Origin of the sequence: Streptomyces sp. BBFR102, assembly GCF_051397025.1 — a bacterium.
In the GTDB taxonomy this organism is placed as follows: Bacteria; Actinomycetota; Actinomycetes; order Streptomycetales; family Streptomycetaceae; genus Streptomyces.
In genome coordinates this window covers 2,134,747-2,153,850 of record NZ_CP195757.1, presented here as the reverse complement: position 1 = coordinate 2,153,850, position 19,104 = coordinate 2,134,747, and the positions used below count along the sequence as shown (strand labels likewise).

The window sequence follows — 19,104 nt, the reverse complement described above, 5'->3', positions numbered from 1 at the left end:
TGGTGGCGTGAGCTGCGGGTCAGCCGGTGAGGACGGCCGCAGGGAGCAGGACGCTGCCGGCGCTGAAGGCGATCAGGCCGGTCCTGATCCAGCGGTGCTTGGCTGCGGCGATGCGGCTGGTTCCGGTGAGGGCACGGGCCAGCCCGTGCAGCGGATCGCGTTCGGTGGCGGCGAGGGCCCGGGTCAGCTCGGCCTCGCCGGCCGCGGCCGCCTGGCGGATGTCGGCGAAGTAGGAGAGCGGCTCGCCCGGGGCCCAGGCGTCGGTGCGGTAGCGGGGAAGGACCGCGAGGAGCAGGGCGAGCAGGGAGAGGGCGAGGGCGGCGGTCCCCGCCCACCACAGGACGAGGCCGGTAGCGCCCAGCGAGCCCGGGGCCCAGTCCTTGCCCGCCAGCAGGCCGGTGAAGAGGCCCGCCGTCATGCCGAGCGCCGCCACCAGCACGGCCGCCTTGCTGTCGGCCCGCCCGATCTCGGTGTGCAGGTCGGCGAGGAGGCGGGCGGCGACGGTGGCGCCGGGCGGGGGTGGGGACGGGGTCTGTGCGGAGGGGAGCGGGAGGCGGGCGGGGTGGGGCCGGGTGTGGTCGGAGTCCTGGTCCGGTGGCGGGGCGGGGTCCGGGGCGGCGAGGTCCAGGTCGGTCATGGGGTGCCGTCCCGGGTGGGGGTGGCGTCCTCGGGCGGGGTGCCGGGTCGGGGCTGAGCCTCCGGCTGGGCCTCGGTGGGCTGCGGGCCGGGCCGGGGCTCAGCCACCGGGGGAGCGGGTGGGGGCTGGGCCGTGCCGGGGGCGGTGGGGACCGTGCCGTAACCGGGCGGGGCCTGCCAGGGCTGGGGCGGGGGCGCGTACGGGTGGGGCTGGGCGTACGGGCCGGCCTGTGGCGGGGATGCGTACGGGTTGCCGGGTGGCGGGGTGGGCCCGGTCGCCTCCGGCGGGGTGGCCTCGGCCGGGGCCTGCTGCTGGGGGAGCTGCGGGGCGTCCGGGACCGTCTGGCCGGGGACGGTCCGGCCCGGGTGGGGCGAGGGCTGCGGGGGCGGCGGACCGATGACGGGGGGCTGATGGGGCACGCCGGGGAGGCGCTGGTTGAAGATCTCCGTCATGGTGCGCAGGGCGAGCTTCTTCGGCTCGTCCAGTTCGTACGCTTCGGCGTGGTCGCCCTTGAGGACCTGCTCGACCAGGTGCAGCTGGGACTGCATGAGCGCCAGCTGGTCCTGGCGCATGTTCTCCATCACCAGCCGGGTGTCGCCCGGGTGTTCGGCGAGATGTAGGGCGAGGGCGTGGATGCCGCCCTGCTCCAGGTGCCACTGGTAGAAGGCGACCTTCTCGGCGTTGACCCGCTGGAGTTCGAGCTGCTGGCGGCCGGCGAGCAGCGCCTGTTCGTGCTGCCACTGCTGCTGCTGGAGGGTGAGCTGCTGTGCCTGCTCGCCGTACTCCAGGGAGCGGCTGATCTGGAGCGCGTCCTGCTGGAGCTCCCGCTTGTGACGGACGAGGTCGGCTTGCATAGCGCCCTGGTCGGCACGGATCTGCTCGGCCGCCCTCTGGTCGATCTCGCGCAGCCGCCGCTGGTGGGCGATGTCGCCCTCGTCGCGGCGGACCCGCAGCGTCCAGGTGACCTGGAGCCCGGCCGTCGCCCCGAGCGGGCCGAGCCCGGCCATGGCCCGCAGCAGCTCCCGCTCCGCCTCGGCGCTGGCCGAGACCGGGAAACGCCGGGTGACCGGGCGCGCCGCCTGCTGCAACTCGCCGACGAGCAGCGCCGGTACGTCCCGGTGGCCGCCCGCGACGTACCGCACCGGGTCGACCACCTGCCAGGAGAAGTCGACCTCGGCACCGAACTCGAAGGCGTCGTTGTCGCTGGGCAGCGCCAGTTCCTCGCGCCACGGGTGGATGCCCATGTCCACCTCGTAGACCGAGGTGTACCGCCGGGCGGCCACCTCGCTGCGGCTGGGCCTGCGCGGCGGCAGGTAGACCTCGTGGCCGCCGCGCTGGGTGGTGAAGACCAGGGCGTGGTCGATGCGGGTGAGGGATTTGCGGTTGAACTCGAACCGCGAGATCTGCCGCACCGTCAGCACGGGGTCGCGCAGCTCCGTGTGGCGGTCGGCGTTCTGCTGCCACTCCGGCGGGTGGCGGTGGTCGGGCATGGTTCGCGTCTCCTCGGCGTGCGGTGCTCAGCTCAGCGGGGCTGGGGTACGGGACGACCGGCGGTGGGGACGACGGTCAGCAGGCGGGCGGCGACCGGCGGCGGGGGCGCGCCGTCCTCGCCGGGCATGGTGCGCAGCAGGTGGGCCAGGCGCAGGGCGTCCTGCTCCTTGGCGGCCAGTGCCGGGAGCAGGGCGGCCAGCGCCCACTCGACGTCCTGGCGGTGGGCGGCGGCCAGCACCCACATCCGCAGCACCTCCAGAGCGGTCCTGCTGTACAGGGAGTCCCCGAGGGCCGCGCGCCACAGCCGGGCCAGGCCGTCAGCGGCCCAGGCGGTGGCCGGGTCGGCGGCGGCCTCGCGATACCAGTCGAGGACCAGCGGCCGGCCCGGCGGGTGCTCCTCTTCCGGGTGCTCCTCGTCGGCCGGGCCCGGCCCGAGGCCGGTCTCCGGGTCGGTACGGAGTTCCGCGCCCCGTCCGCAGGCGCGCAGGAACCCGGTGAGGGTGAGGTCGCGGGCGGGCCGGTCCACCTCGTAGGTGGCCAGCAGCTCTCCGAGGACCGTCTCGCGGGCCTCGGAGAGGAGCAGCAGCTCCACCGCCCCGGCCAGCTCCTCGACCATCACCTCGTCCAGCGGCGACGGCGGATCGTCGCGCCGGGACTCCTCGTACTCCTTGCGGATCACCGTGCGCAGCACACGCAGGGTGTGGGCCGGGCGCTCGGGGCCGATCAGGGCGTGGGTGCGGATCGCCACCCAGCGCATCGGGCGGTCCTCGCCCTGGCTCCAGCCGTCCAGGACGCGGGGGACGTTGGGCGCTCCCACGAAGTGGGCCAGGGCCAGGGCGTTCGCGGCGACCATGCGGTGGCGGTAGCGCGGGGAGGCCGCCCACTCCTCGACGAGCAGCGCCATCGCCGAGGGCAGGTCCGCGTGGGCGAGGACGGCCGTGGTCGCAGCCGCCCGGGTCCGCACCAGGGGCCGCCCGTCCTCCGCGAGCGCGCGCAGCCAGCGGACCAGCGCGGGCCGCGCCGAGGGGTGACCGGTCCACAGCTCGCGCAGCAGGACCAGGGCGGCCCGGTCGTCGCGGAAGGCGGCCACCCACTGCCGCACCGGCCCCCACTCGGTCGCCTCCTCGGCCTGGCGCCGCTCGGCGCGGGCCAGCTGGAGCCGCTTGCCGATGTGGGTGCCGAAGACCGGCACGTCGGCGGGGGTGTGCGGGCGCTGGGTGCGCAGCAGTTCGACGTAGAGCCGGTCGCTGAGTTCGGCGGTCAGCGCGTACGGCCCGCCGTCGAAGGCGGCCAGCGAGATGAGGAATGCCTTGTCGCGCAGGGGCAGTTCCGCCTCGTCCTCCTCGAACCACTCCCGCACCTGGCTCTCCAGCGCCCCCAGCGAGAACGCGTCCAGCTCCTCCTCGGGCAGGCGCCCGGCCGCGTGCCGGGCCAGCGCCGAGGAGAAGGCGGCGGCCTCGCGGAGCTGGTGGTCGCGGGCGAGGAAGCCGGTGACGGCGGGGAGGGCGAGCAGCCGGGCCGACTCCCGCGCGGCGTACTCCTCGCATGGCGTGCGCGCCGGGGCGCCGACGCGCAGGCGCGCGGTGAGGTGCGCGGTGAGAACGTCGGCGACCGACGGCGGTTGCCAGCCGACCGGGTCGACCTCCTCCAGGACGGCGGTGGGGCCCACCGTCACCACCAGGTAGCCGTCGTGCGCGGCCAGCCGTTCGCGGACGGCCAGCAGGTGCGGCTCGCGCAGCGGGCGGATGCGGTCGGCCATCAGGTCGCACAGCACGTAGCCGACCGGGCCCGAGGCCGGCGCGTCCTCGGCCCTGTCCCGCTCGGCGCGCTGCTGCTCCGCGTCGAGCTGCGCGGCCAGCTCCGCGGGCGGGCGGTCGCGCAGCAGGGAACGGACGGAGGCCGCGCCGGCCCGGCGGAGCAGCATCAGTGCGGCGGTACGGCGGCCGGTGGAGGCGGCGCCCCGGACGACCAGGACACGTTCCTCCCGCAGCCGGTCGGCGAGCGCCTCGAACGGCTCCTCGTCCGTCACGAACGACTCGGCCAGCCGCTCCAGTCTCGCCGCCGGGACCTCGCCCGAGGCATGGGGCGCGGGCGGGCCGAGCTGCCAGATCTCGGTCTTGCTCCCCATGATCACGTCACCGGCGACCTGCCCCCCGGAGACACCGTGCTGGTCCCCGGTCACCAGGGCGCCGCCAAAGCCGGCGCCGGAGCCGATCCGCAGGGCCGGCGGGGCGTGGTGGGCCAGTTCCCGCCGGGACGACCAGGCGTCCTGCGGGCGGTCCTGCTCCTCGGCCGCCTCGTCCTGCTCCTCGGCCCGGGTCTGGCCTTGCTGGGGCGGGGCGTTCGGATCGGGCGCGGGCGCCCCGGCCGGGGCGGGGTTCGCCGTGGGCGCGGCGGCGTCCGGAGCGCTCATCGCGGGGCTCCCTCGCCCGCGTCCCCGCTCGTGCCCGGGGACTGCCGGGCACTTGGGCCGGCCGTGTCCGCCCCGGTGCCGTCCTGCTCCGGGGCGGGGCCACCAGAGGTGCGGGCCGGGCGCCGGAGCCCCCCGACGCCGCCCATCACCACGTCGCCGTCGACCCGGCCGCCGGAGACGCCGTGCTGGTCGCCCATGACGAAGCTGCCGCCGAAGACGGGGGCGCCGCCCGTGAAGTGGACGCCCGCCGGGGGCTGGGCGGCCGGCGCGGGCGCGGCGACGGGGGCGGGTGCGCAGGCCGGGCCGCCCCCCGACGGCCCGGCCTGCGTCCCTGCGGCCGGTCCCGGGCGCTCCCCCGAAGCGTCCGGAACCGGCGTTCGCGCGGCCCCCGCCGCCGCGCCCGGTACCGCCGCGGCCTGCCCCGAGGCGGGGACCGGGCCGAGCAGCCAGGCGGGCAGGGGCCCGTTCTTGGTGGCCAGGGTGGTCTCGTGGAACTCCTCGGCGGGGATGCCGGGGTGGTTGTGGCGGACGATCCCGGCGTAGACGCTCTGCGAGACGCAGAGCGCGACGTCGCCCGGCCGTTCGCGCAGGGCCGCCCGCAGGAGGTCGGCGTCGAGGAGGCGGCAGGCGTGGTTGAGGTCGCTGCCGACCCAGATGCCGCGTTCGTCCAGCGCGATGAACCCGCTGGCCACCACCGCCCGCAGCCGCATCTGGGCGGCGCTGGAGGCCATCCGGTTGACCGCCTTCAGCTGGGCGGGCAGCTCGGTGATGACCGACCGCAGCAACTGCGGCACGGAGACGTTCGGGTCGATGAACTCCATGACGCTGTCGCCCTGGTCGGCCCGCAGCCGCAGCGTCTCGTCGATCCCGGCCCGCTCCATGGTCCGGTCCACGACGTCGTACAACATCCGCCGCAGGAAGGCCTGTTCGACGTCGTCGCGGTCGCTGAACCTCTCGATGTCGACCAGCAGCATCGTCCGGTTGACGGGATCGTTCATCTGGTGCCCTGCCTCCCTCTCGAAACGGCCCTCGGGCCGGAGCGTGCGAACGGCGGTACTCGGTCGGCGCGGGCTGCTCCGGCCGGGGGATCTCAGCTTGGCGCCCCGGCGCCGACCCGCGTGAGGACGGATGCCGCCCTCGGACTGTGACGGTGTTTACAGACGGGTCAGGCCCGGCGTCCGGCTTCCGGGAGGCCGGTCCGGGCACTCCCGGCCCGGTCGGCGGTGGGCCACCCCGCCGGGCCCGGGGGATTCCCCCGCCGAAAGAGCGCCGAGCCCGGTCCCCGCCCCGGGCCCGTCAGGGCCCGGCCCCGGCGATCCGGCGCAGCAGGTCGGGCCGCCGCACGACCAGCGCCCGCCGCCCGGTGGCGACGGCGCCCCGGTCCCGCAACTCCTTCAGCAACCGCTGCACCATCTCCCGGGAGGCCCCGACCGAACCCGCCAACTCCTGCTTGCTGAGAGGTACTTGCAGTTCGATCCCCTCCTCGGTCCGGGTACCGAAGCCGCGGGCCAGATCGAGCAGCAGCGAGGCGAGCCGCTCCCGCACGGTCATGGAGGCGAACTCCAGCCGCCGCCGGTCCCCCGCCCGGGTCCGGTCCGACGCCAGCGCCAGCAGCGTCATCGACACCTGCGGCGCGCCGCGCAGGAACTCCGTGAACCGGGCCGACTCCACCGCGACCGCGCGCACCTCCTCCAGCGCCGTCACGTGCGCCGACCGGGGCTTGCTGGTCAGGGCCGCGAACTCGCCCACGATGTCGCCGGGCCCGCGCAGGGCGAGCAGCGCCTCGTACCCGTTGGGCGCCGCGGCCGTCACCTTGGTCCACCCGGTGAGCAGGAGCAGGACGTGCGACGACGGCTCGTGCTCGCGCAGCAGGGCCTGCCGGGGCGCGTAGGTCATCGGTGAGCCGAGGGCGAGGAGCGCCTGCCGCTCTCCGCCCTCCAGCCGGGCCAGGAACGGTACCCGGTCGTCCAGCCCGTCTCCCCCGGCCGTCATCGGCCCCTCCCCATCTCCGTATCGCGTCCGCCGCGCGGCCCGTCCGGCGAGGCGCGGGGCGCGGGACGGGCCAACGTACTGATCTCCCGGCCCAGGTAGCTCGCCCTTGAGCGGAATGAATCCTCCAGGCCCGCCACTCGACGGGAAAGTTTCGCTCTGTGGCCGAAAACACACTGGGCTCGAAGGGGGCGCGCCGGGGGCTGTCGATCGATTCAAGCCAGATGGGGAGGGAGGGGGAGGCCGGTGCGCGGCGGTCGCGGACGGGCGGCCGAAGGCGCCCGCCGCCGCCCTGCGCCGGCCCTGCCGGCCGCGTCACCCCGTCCGGCCCGAGGGCACCCCCTGGCAACGCCTCGCGGCCCGGTGTAGCGTCCCCTGCGGGAGCAGAAGTCGATCACGCAGCGGAGGGTGCCGGTCCGCCCCGGGGGTACGGGGTGTCTGACCAGCGCGTCCGCTGCGCGTGCATTTGTTTTGACCGAACTCCGTGCGATAGGTACGCTCAGACCTTGTGCCTGGGGTGTGTCTGGGCTCCCGTGCGTGTCCAGCCCGTGCGGTGAGCGATAGGCGTCAGCACCGCAATCTGCGCTTCTCCCGAGCTGCTAGCGGGGCTCCGCGGTATTCGACACGCCCGACCGCGTGGGTCGGGGGTGTTCCAGGTTAGCTTTACCTGTTCGGCACACAGAAACCGGAGAAGTAGTGCCTACGATCCAGCAGCTGGTCCGTAAGGGCCGGCAGGACAAGGTCGAAAAGAACAAGACGCCCGCACTCGAGGGTTCGCCCCAGCGCCGCGGCGTCTGCACGCGTGTGTTCACGACCACCCCGAAGAAGCCGAACTCGGCCCTCCGCAAGGTCGCGCGTGTGCGTCTGACCTCGGGTATCGAGGTTACGGCCTACATCCCGGGTGAGGGACACAACCTGCAGGAGCACTCCATCGTGCTCGTGCGTGGTGGCCGTGTGAAGGACCTGCCGGGTGTTCGCTACAAGATCATCCGCGGCTCCCTCGACACCCAGGGTGTCAAGAACCGCAAGCAGGCCCGCAGCCGCTACGGCGCCAAGAAGGAGAAGTAAGAATGCCTCGTAAGGGCCCCGCCCCGAAGCGCCCGGTCATCATCGACCCGGTCTACGGTTCTCCTCTGGTGACCTCCCTCATCAACAAGGTGCTGCTGAACGGCAAGCGCTCCACCGCCGAGCGCATCGTGTACGGCGCCATGGAGGGCCTGCGCGAGAAGACCGGCAACGACCCGATCATCACCCTGAAGCGTGCGCTTGAGAACATCAAGCCCACCCTCGAGGTCAAGTCCCGCCGTGTCGGTGGCGCGACCTACCAGGTCCCGATCGAGGTCAAGCCCGGCCGCGCCAACACGCTCGCGCTGCGCTGGCTGGTCGGCTACTCGCGCGCCCGCCGCGAGAAGACGATGACCGAGCGCCTCATGAACGAGCTTCTCGACGCCTCCAACGGCCTGGGTGCCGCTGTGAAGAAGCGCGAGGACACGCACAAGATGGCCGAGTCCAACAAGGCCTTCGCGCACTACCGCTGGTAGTCGCTACCCCCATCGAGACCGAGAGAAGACCGAAGCCTTATGGCTACTACTTCACTTGACCTGGCCAAGGTCCGCAACATCGGGATCATGGCCCACATCGACGCGGGCAAGACGACCACCACCGAGCGGATCTTGTTCTACACCGGCGTCAGCTACAAGATCGGTGAGACCCACGAGGGTTCCGCCACGATGGACTGGATGGAGCAGGAGCAGGAGCGCGGCATCACCATCACGTCCGCCGCGACGACCTGTCACTGGCCGCTCGAGGACGTCGACCACACCGTCAACATCATCGACACGCCGGGCCACGTGGACTTCACGGTCGAGGTGGAGCGTTCGCTCCGCGTCCTCGACGGTGCCGTCACCGTGTTCGACGGTGTCGCCGGTGTGGAGCCGCAGTCCGAGACGGTCTGGCGTCAGGCGGACCGTTACGGCGTCCCGCGCATCTGCTTCGTCAACAAGCTGGACCGCACCGGCGCCGAGTTCCTGCGCTGCGTCGACATGATCAAGGAGCGCCTCGGCGCCACCCCGATCGTGATGCAGCTGCCCATCGGTGCCGAGGCCGACTTCCAGGGCGTCGTCGACCTGGTGACGATGAAGGCGTACCTCTGGTCGGCGGAAGCCGCCAAGGGTGAGATGTACGACACCATCGACATCCCGGAGACCCACACCGAGCTGGCCGCCGAGTGGCGCGGCACGCTCCTGGAGACCGTCGCCGAGAACGACGAGGCGATGATGGAGCTGTACCTGGAGGGCGAGGAGCCCTCCGTGGAGCAGCTGTACGCGGCCATCCGCCGCATCACCATCGCCTCCGGCAAGTCCTCCGACACCACGGTCACCCCGGTGTTCTGCGGTACCGCGTTCAAGAACAAGGGCGTCCAGCCCCTGCTCGACGCGGTCGTGCGCTACCTCCCCTCGCCCCTCGACGTCGAGGCCATCGAAGGCCAGGACGTCAAGGACGCGGAGAAGGTCGTCACCCGCAAGCCGTCCGACGACGAGCCGCTGTCGGCGCTGGCGTTCAAGATCATGAGCGACCCGCACCTCGGCAAGCTCACCTTCGTGCGCGTCTACTCGGGCCGTCTCCAGTCCGGCACCGCGGTGCTGAACTCGGTGAAGGGCAAGAAGGAGCGCATCGGCAAGATCTACCGCATGCACGCCAACAAGCGTGAGGAGATCGAGTCGGTGGGCGCCGGTGACATCGTCGCCGTCATGGGTCTCAAGCAGACCACGACCGGTGAGACGCTGTCCGACGAGAAGGCCCCGGTGATCCTGGAGTCCATGGACTTCCCGGCTCCCGTCATCGAGGTCGCGATCGAGCCCAAGTCCAAGGGTGACCAGGAGAAGCTGGGTGTCGCCATCCAGCGTCTCGCGGAGGAGGACCCCTCCTTCCAGGTGCACACCAACGAGGAGACCGGCCAGACCGTCATCGGCGGTATGGGCGAGCTCCACCTTGAGGTCCTGGTCGACCGCATGAAGCGGGAGTTCCGGGTCGAGGCGAACGTTGGTAAGCCGCAGGTCGCTTACCGTGAGACGATCCGCAAGACCGTCGAGCGCGTGGACTTCACCCACAAGAAGCAGACCGGTGGCACGGGTCAGTTCGCCAAGGTTCAGATCATGATCGAGCCTCTGACGGACAGCGACGCGAGCTACGAGTTCGTCAACAAGGTCACCGGTGGCCGCATCCCGCGGGAGTACATCCCCTCGGTCGACGCGGGCGCCCAGGAAGCCATGCAGTTCGGCATCCTCGCCGGTTACGAGATGACCGGTGTGCGCGTGACCCTGCTCGACGGCGCCTACCACGAGGTCGACTCCTCCGAGCTCGCCTTCAAGATCGCCGGTTCGCAGGCGTTCAAGGAGGGTGCCCGCAAGGCCGGCCCCGTGCTGCTCGAGCCGATGATGGCCGTAGAGGTCACCACGCCCGAGGACTACATGGGCGACGTCATCGGCGACATCAACTCCCGCCGTGGCCAGATCCAGGCCATGGAGGAGCGGGCCGGTGCCCGGGTCGTCAAGGGCCTGGTGCCGCTCTCGGAGATGTTCGGCTACGTCGGCGACCTCCGCAGCAAGACCTCGGGTCGCGCAAGCTACTCGATGCAGTTCGACTCCTACGCCGAGGTTCCCCGGAACGTCGCCGAGGAGATCATCGCGAAGGCCAAGGGCGAGTAACTCTTCCGAGCACACGCTTTAGGCTTGTCACCGGAAGCCCGCGGACACCTCGTCCGCACCCCGGAAGGGGTGACCGCGGGCCCCGGCATCCCAGCAAAGATCACCTGGCGCCGATGAGTAAGGCGTACAGAACCACTCCACAGGAGGACCCCAGTGGCGAAGGCGAAGTTCGAGCGGACTAAGCCGCACGTCAACATCGGCACCATCGGTCACATCGACCACGGTAAGACGACCCTCACGGCCGCCATTACCAAGGTGCTGCACGACGCGTACCCGGACCTGAACGAGGCCTCGGCCTTCGACATGATCGACAAGGCGCCCGAGGAGCGTCAGCGCGGTATCACGATCTCGATCTCGCACGTCGAGTACCAGACGGATTCGCGTCACTACGCCCACGTCGACTGCCCCGGTCACGCGGACTACATCAAGAACATGATCACGGGTGCCGCGCAGATGGACGGCGCCATCCTCGTGGTCGCCGCCACCGACGGCCCGATGCCGCAGACCAAGGAGCACGTGCTCCTGGCCCGCCAGGTCGGCGTTCCGTACATCGTCGTCGCCCTGAACAAGGCCGACATGGTGGACGACGAGGAGATCCTGGAGCTCGTCGAGCTCGAGGTCCGTGAGCTCCTCTCCGAGTACGAGTTCCCGGGCGACGACCTGCCGGTCGTCAAGGTCTCGGCGCTCAAGGCCCTTGAGGGCGACAAGGAGTGGGGTGAGTCCGTCCTCAACCTGATGAAGGCTGTCGACGAGGCCATCCCGGAGCCCGAGCGTGACGTCGACAAGCCGTTCCTGATGCCGATCGAGGACGTCTTCACGATCACCGGTCGCGGTACGGTCGTCACCGGCCGCATCGAGCGTGGTGTCCTCAAGGTCAACGAGACCGTCGACATCATCGGCATCAAGCAGGACAAGACCACCACCACGGTCACCGGCATCGAGATGTTCCGCAAGCTGCTCGACGAGGGCCAGGCCGGCGAGAACGTCGGTCTGCTCCTCCGTGGCATCAAGCGCGAGGACGTCGAGCGCGGCCAGGTCATCATCAAGCCCGGTACGGTCACCCCGCACACCGAGTTCGAGGCCCAGGCCTACATCCTGGGGAAGGAAGAGGGTGGCCGTCACACCCCCTTCTTCAACAACTACCGCCCGCAGTTCTACTTCCGTACGACTGACGTGACCGGTGTGGTGAACCTCCCCGAGGGCACCGAGATGGTCATGCCGGGCGACAACACCGAGATGCGCGTCGAGCTGATCCAGCCCGTCGCCATGGAGGAGGGCCTGAAGTTCGCCATCCGTGAGGGTGGCCGGACCGTGGGCGCCGGCCAGGTCACCAAGATCATCAAGTAATTGATGGCCGCGCTGATCTGGTAGCTCTCCGAGCTGCTTGAGAAGGGCCCGTACGACTTCGGTCGTACGGGCCCTTCTGCGTGCGCGGCCCCGGCCCGAGCCCGCTTGCCGGCGTGCGTCCGGGGGGCCGGGTCACCCGGAGTCCGCTGCTGGAAGGCGGGGGTGCGGGCGGGGGGACATGATGGGGACACCGACCCGACGAGAGGCGGTGGTGACGGCACCATGGGCGCGAGCGAGGCGGATGGTGGTCCGCCGGAGGGTGCTGCGGTGGCGCTGGTCGACCACCGGGGGATCGTCGCGGGCTGGTCGCGGGCGGCCGAGGAACTGCTCGGGCGGCCCGCGGGCGAGGTGCTGGGCCGTTCCGCCCTGCGGCTGCTGGCCGAGGAGCGCCGCACCCGGTTGCCGGAGCGGGGCGAGGCCGTCCTGCGGCGCGGCGACGGCCGGACCCTGGACGTGCGGTACTGGGCCGAGAAGCTGCGGGGTTCCCCCTTCTCGCTGGTGATGGCGGTCGGCGCGGACCGGGTCGCCGACGCAGAGGAGGCCGACGCCGTCTTCCGGGCGCTGCTCTCGCAGGACCGGCTCGGCTTCGTGCTGCGGGACGCCGACCTCGCCGTCCTGCGGACCAACGTCCTGCCCGGGGAGTTCGGCGGGCCGCCCCAGAAGAGGGGCAGCCGACTGCACGAGGTGATGGACGACAAGGACGCCGAGGAGACCGAGCGCACCCTGCGGGAGGTTCTGGAGACCGGCAGGCCGCTGGCCGCGCAGGAGCAGCACGTCCGCTCCATCCGGCCGCCGTACCGGGAGTGGTCGCTCTCCTACTCCGCCGTACGGACCGAGGACCCCGCGGGGAAGCCGACCGGCGTCGCCGTCTTCCTCACCGACGCCACCGAGCACTGGCGCGCCGCCCAGCGGGCCGAGCTGCGCCACCGGGCGTCCTCGCGGGTCGGCAACTCCCTCGACATCGAGCGGACGGCGCAGGAGATCGCCGACACCCTGGTGCCCGACTTCGCCGACGTCGCCTGGGTCGACCTGGCCGACGCCGTCCTCACCGGCGAGGAGCCCTCGAAGACCTCCGGCGGGGGAGACCTGCTGCTGCGCCGGGTGGCGGTGCGCTCCGCCGACGGGCCCTGGCCCGAGGGCCTGCTGCCGGTCGGCGCGACCGTGCCACCCTTCCCCGACCGGCCGAAGGTCCGCGAGGTCCAGGAGGGCCGCACGATCCGGATGGACCGCCGCTCGGTGGAGGAGATGCTGGGAGACCCCGCGGACGTCCGGCTCGCGGCGCCCGAAGGCGCCCACTCCCTGATCATCGCCCCGCTCTTCGCACGCGCCCTGCTGCTCGGGGCCGTCGGCGTCTGGCGGATCGAGCGGCCCGAGCCCTTCGACGAGGACGACGTCGCCCTGCTCACCGAGATCGCCGCCCAGGCAGCGCTGAGCGTGGACAACGCCCGCCGGTACACCCGCGAGCACCGCGCGGTCGACAGCCTCCAGCGACGGCTGCTGCCCCAGGCGTCCACCTCCACCCGGGTCATGGAGACCACGGGCTCCTACGTCCCCGCAGAGGCCGGCGCGGAGATCGGCGGTGACTGGTTCGACGCCATCGCCCTGCCCTCGCTGCGTACCGCGCTGGTCGTCGGCGACGTCTTCGGCAGCGGGCTGCACGCCACCGCCACCATGGGCCGGCTGCGCACCGCCGTGCAGACCCTGGCCGACCTGGAACTGGCGCCCGACGAGGTGCTCACCCAGCTCGACACGCTGGTGGCGCGGCTGGCCGCCGAGGCGGGGCCCGCGCACCGCGACACGGTCGGCGCCACCTGCCTGGTGGCCCTGCACGACCCGGTCACCCGGCGCTGCGTGATGGCCTCGGCGGGCCATCCGCCGCCGATCCTCGCCCTCCCCGACGGGTCCGCCGAGCCGGTCGACCTCCAGCCGGGGCCGCCCCTGGGGGTGGGGGGCCTGCCGTTCGAGACGGCCACCGTGGACATGCCGCCGGGCAGCGTCCTGTGCCTGTACACCGACGGCCTGCTGCGGCGGTACGCGCCCGACCTCGACGTCGCCACCCGCGACCTGTCCGACCGGCTGGCCCGGCTCCAGCGGTCCGAGGAGAGCCTGCCCTCGCTGTCGAAGGGCCTGATGACCGGCGGGGACGGGTCCCCGTTCCTCGACGACGCGGCGCTGCTGCTGGCCCGCCCCTCCGCGCTCGACCCGGGGTCCGTCGCGAGCTGGGAGTTCCCGGCGGAGCCCGACGCGGTGGGGGCGGCCCGCAACGCGGCCACCGAGAAGCTCACCGAATGGGGACTGGAGGGCAACGCCTTCGTCACCGAGCTGATCGTCAGCGAACTCGTCACCAACGCGGTGCGCCACGCGGGCGGCCCCATCGGCCTGCGCCTGATCCGCGGCGAACTCCTCTACTGCGAGGTCACCGACCCCAGCAACACCCAGCCCCGCCTGCGCCGAGCCCGCACCACCGACGAGGGCGGGCGCGGCCTCTTCCTGGTGGCCCAGCTCAGCCGCCGCTGGGGGAGCCGGTACGGGCAGAACGGGAAGACCATCTGGGCGGAGCAGGAGCTGGTGGAGGACTTCCCGGAGTGAGGCCGGAGCCCCCTTCGGCCACGTCCGTACGCGGGGCCGGAAGGCGGCCACCGGCCCGTTCCCGCGCCCCGCTCTACCATGGGCTACGTAGGCGCGCACCTCACCGAGGGCGCGACCCCTCTGTCCCCAGGAGTGCACCCGCATGCTGCGCACCATGTTCAAGTCCAAGATCCACCGGGCCACCGTCACCCACGCCGACCTCCACTACGTCGGCTCCGTGACCGTCGACCGCGATGTGATGGACGCCGCCGACCTGCTCCCCGGCGAGCTGGTCCACATCGTCGACATCACCAACGGGGCACGGCTGGAGACCTACGTCATCGAGGGAGAACGAGGCTCCGGCGTCATCGGCGTCAACGGCGCCGCCGCCCACCTCGTCCACCCCGGCGACCTGGTCATCCTCATCAGCTACGCCCAGGTCGAGGACGCCGAGGCCCGAAGCCTCGTCCCGGCCGTCGTCCACGTCGACGCTCAGAACCGCCTCGTCACGCTGGGCGCGGACCCGGGGGAGCCGGTGCCGGGCAGCGACCAGGTGCGGAGCCCGCGGAGCGTCTAGCTTCCGCGCGTACGACGAGGGGCCCGCAGCGCGGTGGTCGCGCCGCGGGCCCCTCGCCGTACGGGGTCGGATCAGTCCTCGGGGAAGATCTCATCGAGGCTGTCAGCGGTCGCCGCGCGCGACAGCCACCGGTTCAGGGCCGCGAGTCCCGGCACTGCGAGACCTTCCGCTCCGTCGCGGCCGGCAGGTGGAACCCCCGGGCCTCAAGAACGACGGGCAACGCCCGTGCCGCCCCTTCCGCCCGGATCTCCTGACTGATCGGCGACTTGTAGAACGAGAGATCCACAGCCATCACGTTCCTCCACAGACCGGCGGCCGGAAGCTCCCTGGGCCTCCACGGTGAGGAGGAACGGCCCGTCACGCTCGGTGTCGAAGCGTGTCGGCCCGGCGTTCCAGCGGCTGGAGTTCGGTGAGATCGGTGGGCATGACGTCGAACGAGGTGTGCGGAGGGAAGTCGACCCCCAGCGCCGGGCCGACCCGGCTGAAGAGGCCGGGGTGGTCCTGGAAGACGCGGGGCCTCGCCTCGTGGGGCGAGCTGACCATGAACGCTGCTGACTCGGGGCCGGCGAGGAGGCGGCCGGTCTGATGATCGGGACAGGAACATATGGCTCCGGCACATGCCAGGCCCCTCGGAATGGGGGGATTCACCCTGATGAGGGGGCATGGGAACGTGCGCTCGGCGGGTCGCGGCGGAGGCGCCCGCCCTCGTGCGGGCGCGGCTGCGTTTGACCGACGGAAGGTCGGGGGTAAGCTTCTCGGCTCGATTGGCTCAAAGAGGGACCCGTGTGGCAGACTGACCGGGTTGCTCGGTTGAGTGCCGATGCCGCGCGCCTCCCGCCGGGAGGACTGGAAGCGAGTCCCACAGTACTCGTCGCCTCAACTGCCCCAGGTTCGCCGAAGGCAGCGCTGTGGCGGACGTACGGGAATCTTCCGGGAAGCGTGTGCGGGGTACCAGCCAGGCGCCCGGTGGTCACCACGCCGCAAGGTGTGGCTCACCGAATCGCGTGGCCACGGTGTGGAACGCAGCCCCCCAGATGGGATTCCGCGAGGAAATTTCGTACGGGCGGGAAGGCGACACACCCGACCGCGTGGGTCGGAGAGGGAGACCGGACCCCGGGTCCCAGAGCGTGACGAGAGACAGGACTACCAAGTAGCCATGGCGGGACAGAAGATCCGCATCCGGCTCAAGGCCTACGACCACGAGGTCATCGACTCTTCGGCGAAGAAGATCGTCGAGACGGTGACCCGCACTGGTGCGTCGGTCGCAGGCCCGGTGCCGCTGCCCACTGAGAAGAACGTGTACTGCGTCATCAAGTCGCCGCACAAGTACAAGGACTCTCGCGAGCACTTCGAGATGCGCACCCACAAGCGCCTCATCGACATCCTCGACCCGACGCCCAAGACCGTTGACTCTCTGATGCGACTCGACCTTCCGGCCGGCGTCGACATCGAGATCAAGCTCTGAGAGGCGCGCTAGAGATGGCTAAGCAGATTAAGGGCATCCTGGGCGAGAAGCTCGGCATGACCCAGGTCTGGGACGAGAACAACCGGGTTGTCCCGGTGACCGTCGTCAAGGCCGGGCCCAATGTCGTGACCCAGGTCCGCACGAATGACACCGACGGCTACGAGGCCGTGCAGATCGCCTTCGGCGAGATCGACCCGCGCAAGGTGAACAAGCCCCTCAAGGGCCACTTCGCCAAGGCCGACGTCACCCCTCGCCGTCACCTCGTCGAGATCCGTACCGCTGACGCCAGCGAGTACACCCTCGGCCAGGAGCTGAACGCCGACACCTTCGAGGCTGGCCTCAAGGTCGACGTGACCGGCAAGAGCAAGGGCAAGGGCTTCGCCGGTGTCATGAAGCGTCACAACTTCAAGGGCCTCGGCGCCGGCCACGGCACCCAGCGCAAGCACCGCTCGCCCGGTTCCATCGGTGGCTGCGCCACCCCGGGCCGTGTGTTCAAGGGCCTCCGCATGGCGGGCCGTATGGGCAACGAGCGGGTCACCACCCAGAACCTGACCGTCCACGCCGTTGACGCGGAGAAGGGGCTGCTCCTCATCAAGGGCGCCGTCCCCGGTCCGAACGGCGGCCTCGTCCTGGTCCGTACCGCGGCCAAGGGGGCCTGAGGTAACGATGAGCACCATTGACATCCTTTCGCCGGCTGGCGACAAGGCCGGGACCGTCGAGCTCCCCTCGGAGATCTTCGACGCCAAGACCAGCGTTCCGCTGATCCACCAGGTCGTCGTCGCCCAGCTGGCCGCTGCCCGACAGGGCACGCACAAGACCAAGTCGCGTGGCGAGGTGCGCGGCGGTGGCCGCAAGCCGTACCGCCAGAAGGGCACCGGTCGCGCCCGTCAGGGTTCGACCCGCGCTCCGCAGTTCGCCGGCGGTGGCGTCGTCCACGGCCCCGTGCCGCGTGACTACTCGCAGCGGACCCCGAAGAAGATGAAGGCCGCCGCCCTGCGCGGTGCCCTCTCGGACCGGGCCCGCCACGACCGCATCCACGTCGTCACCGGCGTGGTCGAGGGCGAGATCTCGACGAAGGCCGCGAAGGGTCTGCTCGGCAAGATCAGCGAGCGCAAGAACGTGCTCCTGGTCATCGAGCGCTCCGACGAGGCCGCGCTGCTCTCCGCCCGCAACCTGCCCCAGGTGCACATCCTGGAGCCGGGCCAGCTGAACACGTACGACGTGCTCGTCTCGGACGACGTGGTCTTCACCCAGGCCGCCTTCGAGTCCTTCGTGTCCGGCCCCAAGGTCGCCAACGAGACCGAAGGGAGCGACGCCTGATGGCCACGCGTCACCCGAGCATTGCCCCCAAGGCGGCCAAGGCCGCCAAGGCCGCGCGCGTCGCCAAGGCGAAGCGCCACGCCGCGGAGGGCAAGAACACCGTCGAGACCCCGCTGAGCAAGAGCTTCACGGACCCCCGTGACGTTCTCGTCAAGCCGGTCGTCTCGGAAAAGAGCTACGCGCTCCTCGACGAGAACAAGTACACGTTCATCGTCGCGCCCAACGCCAACAAGACCGAGATCAAGGAAGCCGTCCAGGCGGTCTTCGAGGTCAAGGTCACCGGGGTGAACACGATCAACCGCCAGGGGAAGCGCAAGCGGACCCGCACCGGTTTCGGCAAGCGTGCCGACACCAAGCGCGCGATCGTGACCCTCGCCGAGGGCGACCGTATCGACATCTTCGGCCAGGCCTCCTAACGGAGCGCCCTGGTCCGATATCGGACGAGGACTGAGAAATGGGTATCCGCAAGTACAAGCCGACGACTCCGGGCCGTCGTGGTTCCAGCGTCGCCGACTTCGTCGAGGTCACGCGGTCCACGCCGGAGAAGTCGCTGGTCCGCCCGCTGCACAGCAAGGGCGGCCGTAACAACACCGGTCGTGTGACCGTTCGCCACCAGGGTGGCGGACACAAGCGCGCCTACCGCGTGATCGACTTCCGTCGTCACGACAAGGACGGCGTGCCGGCGAAGGTCGCGCACATCGAGTACGACCCCAACCGCACCGCGCGTATCGCGCTGCTGCACTACGCGGACGGCGAGAAGCGCTACATCCTCGCCCCCCGCAACCTGTCGCAGGGCGACCGGATCGAGAACGGTCCCGGCGCGGACATCAAGCCCGGCAACAACCTGGCGCTCCGCAACATCCCGGTCGGTACGACCATCCACGCCATCGAGCTGCGGCCCGGCGGCGGCGCGAAGTTCGCCCGTTCCGCGGGTGCCTCCGTGCAGCTGCTCGCGAAGGAAGGGTCCATGGCCCACCTTCGTATGCCGTCCGGCGAGATCCGCCTGGTCGACGTCCGCTGCCGCGCCACCATCGGCGAGGTCGGCAACGCCGAGCAGTCGAACATCAACTGGGGCAAGGCCGGCCGCAAGCGCTGGCTGGGCGTCCGCCCGTCCGTTCGCGGTGTGGCGATGAACCCGGTTGACCACCCCCACGGTGGTGGTGAGGGCAAGACCAGTGGTGGTCGCCACCCGGTCTCCCCCTGGGGTCAGAAGGAGGGTCGTACGCGTTCTCCCAAGAAGGCGAGCAACAAGTACATCGTCCGCCGCCGCAAGACGAACAAGAAGCGCTAGGAGCGGGTTTAGATGCCGCGTAGTCTCAAGAAGGGGCCCTTCGTCGACGACCACCTGATCAAGAAGGTGGATGTCCAGAACGAAGCAGGCACCAAGAACGTCATCAAGACCTGGTCCCGTCGCTCGATGATCGTCCCGGCCATGCTCGGCCACACGATCGCGGTGCACAACGGCAAGACCCACATCCCGGTGTTCGTCACCGAGTCGATGGTCGGCCACAAGCTCGGCGAGTTCTCGCCGACTCGCACCTTCCGCGGCCACGTCAAGGACGACCGGAAGTCGAAGCGCCGCTAAAGGCG

The 19,104-nt window shown here is 71.2% G+C and carries 19 protein-coding genes; 12 read left to right on the top strand and 7 right to left on the bottom strand.

The window, feature by feature from the left end:
* Positions 1 to 19 precede the first annotated feature (19 nt).
* The 5 genes from ACSLIC_RS09690 to ACSLIC_RS09670 form a co-directional block, all read right to left on the bottom strand.
* Positions 20 to 637 (bottom strand): Pycsar system effector family protein, encoded by a 618-nt coding sequence (locus ACSLIC_RS09690; protein WP_436737278.1) that lies wholly within the window; start codon positions 635 to 637, stop codon positions 20 to 22.
* Positions 634 to 2,127: a hypothetical protein gene (locus ACSLIC_RS09685; protein WP_436737277.1), complete on the bottom strand. Its 1,494-nt coding sequence runs from the start codon at positions 2,125 to 2,127 to the stop codon at positions 634 to 636. Before ACSLIC_RS09685 ends, ACSLIC_RS09690 begins: the two co-directional genes overlap by 4 nt.
* Before the next feature lie 32 nt (positions 2,128 to 2,159).
* The gene (locus ACSLIC_RS09680) at positions 2,160 to 4,541 is read right to left on the bottom strand and encodes a hypothetical protein (protein ID WP_436737276.1); all 2,382 of its coding nucleotides are present in this window, start codon (positions 4,539 to 4,541) and stop codon (positions 2,160 to 2,162) included.
* Entirely contained in the window at positions 4,538 to 5,539 is a 1,002-nt protein-coding gene (locus ACSLIC_RS09675; RefSeq protein ID WP_436737275.1) for a hypothetical protein, read from the bottom strand. The genes ACSLIC_RS09680 and ACSLIC_RS09675 overlap by 4 nt, the downstream gene beginning before the upstream one ends.
* Before the next feature lie 298 nt (positions 5,540 to 5,837).
* Complete coding sequence (locus ACSLIC_RS09670; protein WP_436737274.1) at positions 5,838 to 6,533, bottom strand: Crp/Fnr family transcriptional regulator; 696 nt, start codon at positions 6,531 to 6,533, stop codon at positions 5,838 to 5,840.
* A 693-nt stretch (positions 6,534 to 7,226) separates the two neighbouring features.
* Between ACSLIC_RS09670 and rpsL the strand changes: the two genes are divergently transcribed.
* The 6 genes from rpsL to panD all read left to right on the top strand — a co-directional run bounded on the left by rpsL (position 7,227) and on the right by panD (position 14,729).
* Positions 7,227 to 7,598: a 30S ribosomal protein S12 gene (gene rpsL, locus ACSLIC_RS09665; RefSeq protein ID WP_003948652.1), complete on the top strand. Its 372-nt coding sequence runs from the start codon at positions 7,227 to 7,229 to the stop codon at positions 7,596 to 7,598.
* Between the two features lie 2 nt (positions 7,599 to 7,600).
* Positions 7,601 to 8,071 (top strand): 30S ribosomal protein S7, encoded by a 471-nt coding sequence (rpsG, locus tag ACSLIC_RS09660; protein WP_003948651.1) that lies wholly within the window; start codon positions 7,601 to 7,603, stop codon positions 8,069 to 8,071.
* A 39-nt stretch (positions 8,072 to 8,110) separates the two neighbouring features.
* Positions 8,111 to 10,237, top strand: a complete 2,127-nt coding sequence (gene fusA, locus ACSLIC_RS09655; protein WP_436737273.1) for an elongation factor G — start codon at positions 8,111 to 8,113, stop codon at positions 10,235 to 10,237.
* Between the two features lie 153 nt (positions 10,238 to 10,390).
* Complete coding sequence (gene tuf / locus ACSLIC_RS09650; RefSeq protein WP_436737272.1) at positions 10,391 to 11,584, top strand: elongation factor Tu; 1,194 nt, start codon at positions 10,391 to 10,393, stop codon at positions 11,582 to 11,584.
* Between the two features lie 267 nt (positions 11,585 to 11,851).
* Positions 11,852 to 14,173 (top strand): SpoIIE family protein phosphatase, encoded by a 2,322-nt coding sequence (locus ACSLIC_RS09645; RefSeq protein ID WP_436740323.1) that lies wholly within the window; start codon positions 11,852 to 11,854, stop codon positions 14,171 to 14,173.
* A 142-nt stretch (positions 14,174 to 14,315) separates the two neighbouring features.
* Positions 14,316 to 14,729: an aspartate 1-decarboxylase gene (panD, locus tag ACSLIC_RS09640; RefSeq protein ID WP_436737271.1), complete on the top strand. Its 414-nt coding sequence runs from the start codon at positions 14,316 to 14,318 to the stop codon at positions 14,727 to 14,729.
* Positions 14,730 to 14,862: 133 nt separating this feature from the next.
* Here the strand turns inward: panD and ACSLIC_RS09635 are convergent, their stop codons facing one another.
* Positions 14,863 to 15,021 carry a hypothetical protein gene (locus ACSLIC_RS09635; RefSeq protein ID WP_436737270.1) on the bottom strand — a complete coding sequence of 53 codons (159 nt, stop codon included), beginning with the start codon at positions 15,019 to 15,021 and terminating at the stop codon, positions 14,863 to 14,865.
* Positions 15,022 to 15,086: 65 nt separating this feature from the next.
* Positions 15,087 to 15,272: a hypothetical protein gene (locus ACSLIC_RS09630; protein ID WP_436737269.1), complete on the bottom strand. Its 186-nt coding sequence runs from the start codon at positions 15,270 to 15,272 to the stop codon at positions 15,087 to 15,089.
* A 613-nt stretch (positions 15,273 to 15,885) separates the two neighbouring features.
* Here ACSLIC_RS09630 and rpsJ point away from each other — a divergent pair.
* From rpsJ to rpsS, 6 genes are read left to right on the top strand one after another with little or no spacing between them, the layout of a single operon-like run.
* The gene (gene rpsJ, locus ACSLIC_RS09625) at positions 15,886 to 16,194 is read left to right on the top strand and encodes a 30S ribosomal protein S10 (protein ID WP_003948644.1); all 309 of its coding nucleotides are present in this window, start codon (positions 15,886 to 15,888) and stop codon (positions 16,192 to 16,194) included.
* A gap of 14 nt (positions 16,195 to 16,208) precedes the next feature.
* Entirely contained in the window at positions 16,209 to 16,853 is a 645-nt protein-coding gene (gene rplC, locus ACSLIC_RS09620) for a 50S ribosomal protein L3 (protein WP_436737268.1), read from the top strand.
* Positions 16,854 to 16,860: 7 nt separating this feature from the next.
* Positions 16,861 to 17,514, top strand: coding sequence for a 50S ribosomal protein L4 (gene rplD / locus ACSLIC_RS09615; RefSeq protein WP_436737267.1), 654 nt, complete (start codon positions 16,861 to 16,863; stop codon positions 17,512 to 17,514).
* On the top strand, positions 17,514 to 17,930 hold the full coding sequence (gene rplW / locus ACSLIC_RS09610; RefSeq protein WP_436737266.1) for a 50S ribosomal protein L23: 417 nt from the start codon (positions 17,514 to 17,516) through the stop codon (positions 17,928 to 17,930). The genes rplD and rplW overlap by 1 nt, the downstream gene beginning before the upstream one ends.
* 38 nt (positions 17,931 to 17,968) lie before the next feature.
* Positions 17,969 to 18,805 (top strand): 50S ribosomal protein L2, encoded by an 837-nt coding sequence (rplB, locus tag ACSLIC_RS09605; protein ID WP_436737265.1) that lies wholly within the window; start codon positions 17,969 to 17,971, stop codon positions 18,803 to 18,805.
* A 12-nt stretch (positions 18,806 to 18,817) separates the two neighbouring features.
* On the top strand, positions 18,818 to 19,099 hold the full coding sequence (rpsS, locus tag ACSLIC_RS09600) for a 30S ribosomal protein S19 (protein ID WP_003948639.1): 282 nt from the start codon (positions 18,818 to 18,820) through the stop codon (positions 19,097 to 19,099).
* The last annotated feature ends 5 nt before the right edge of the window (positions 19,100 to 19,104 follow it).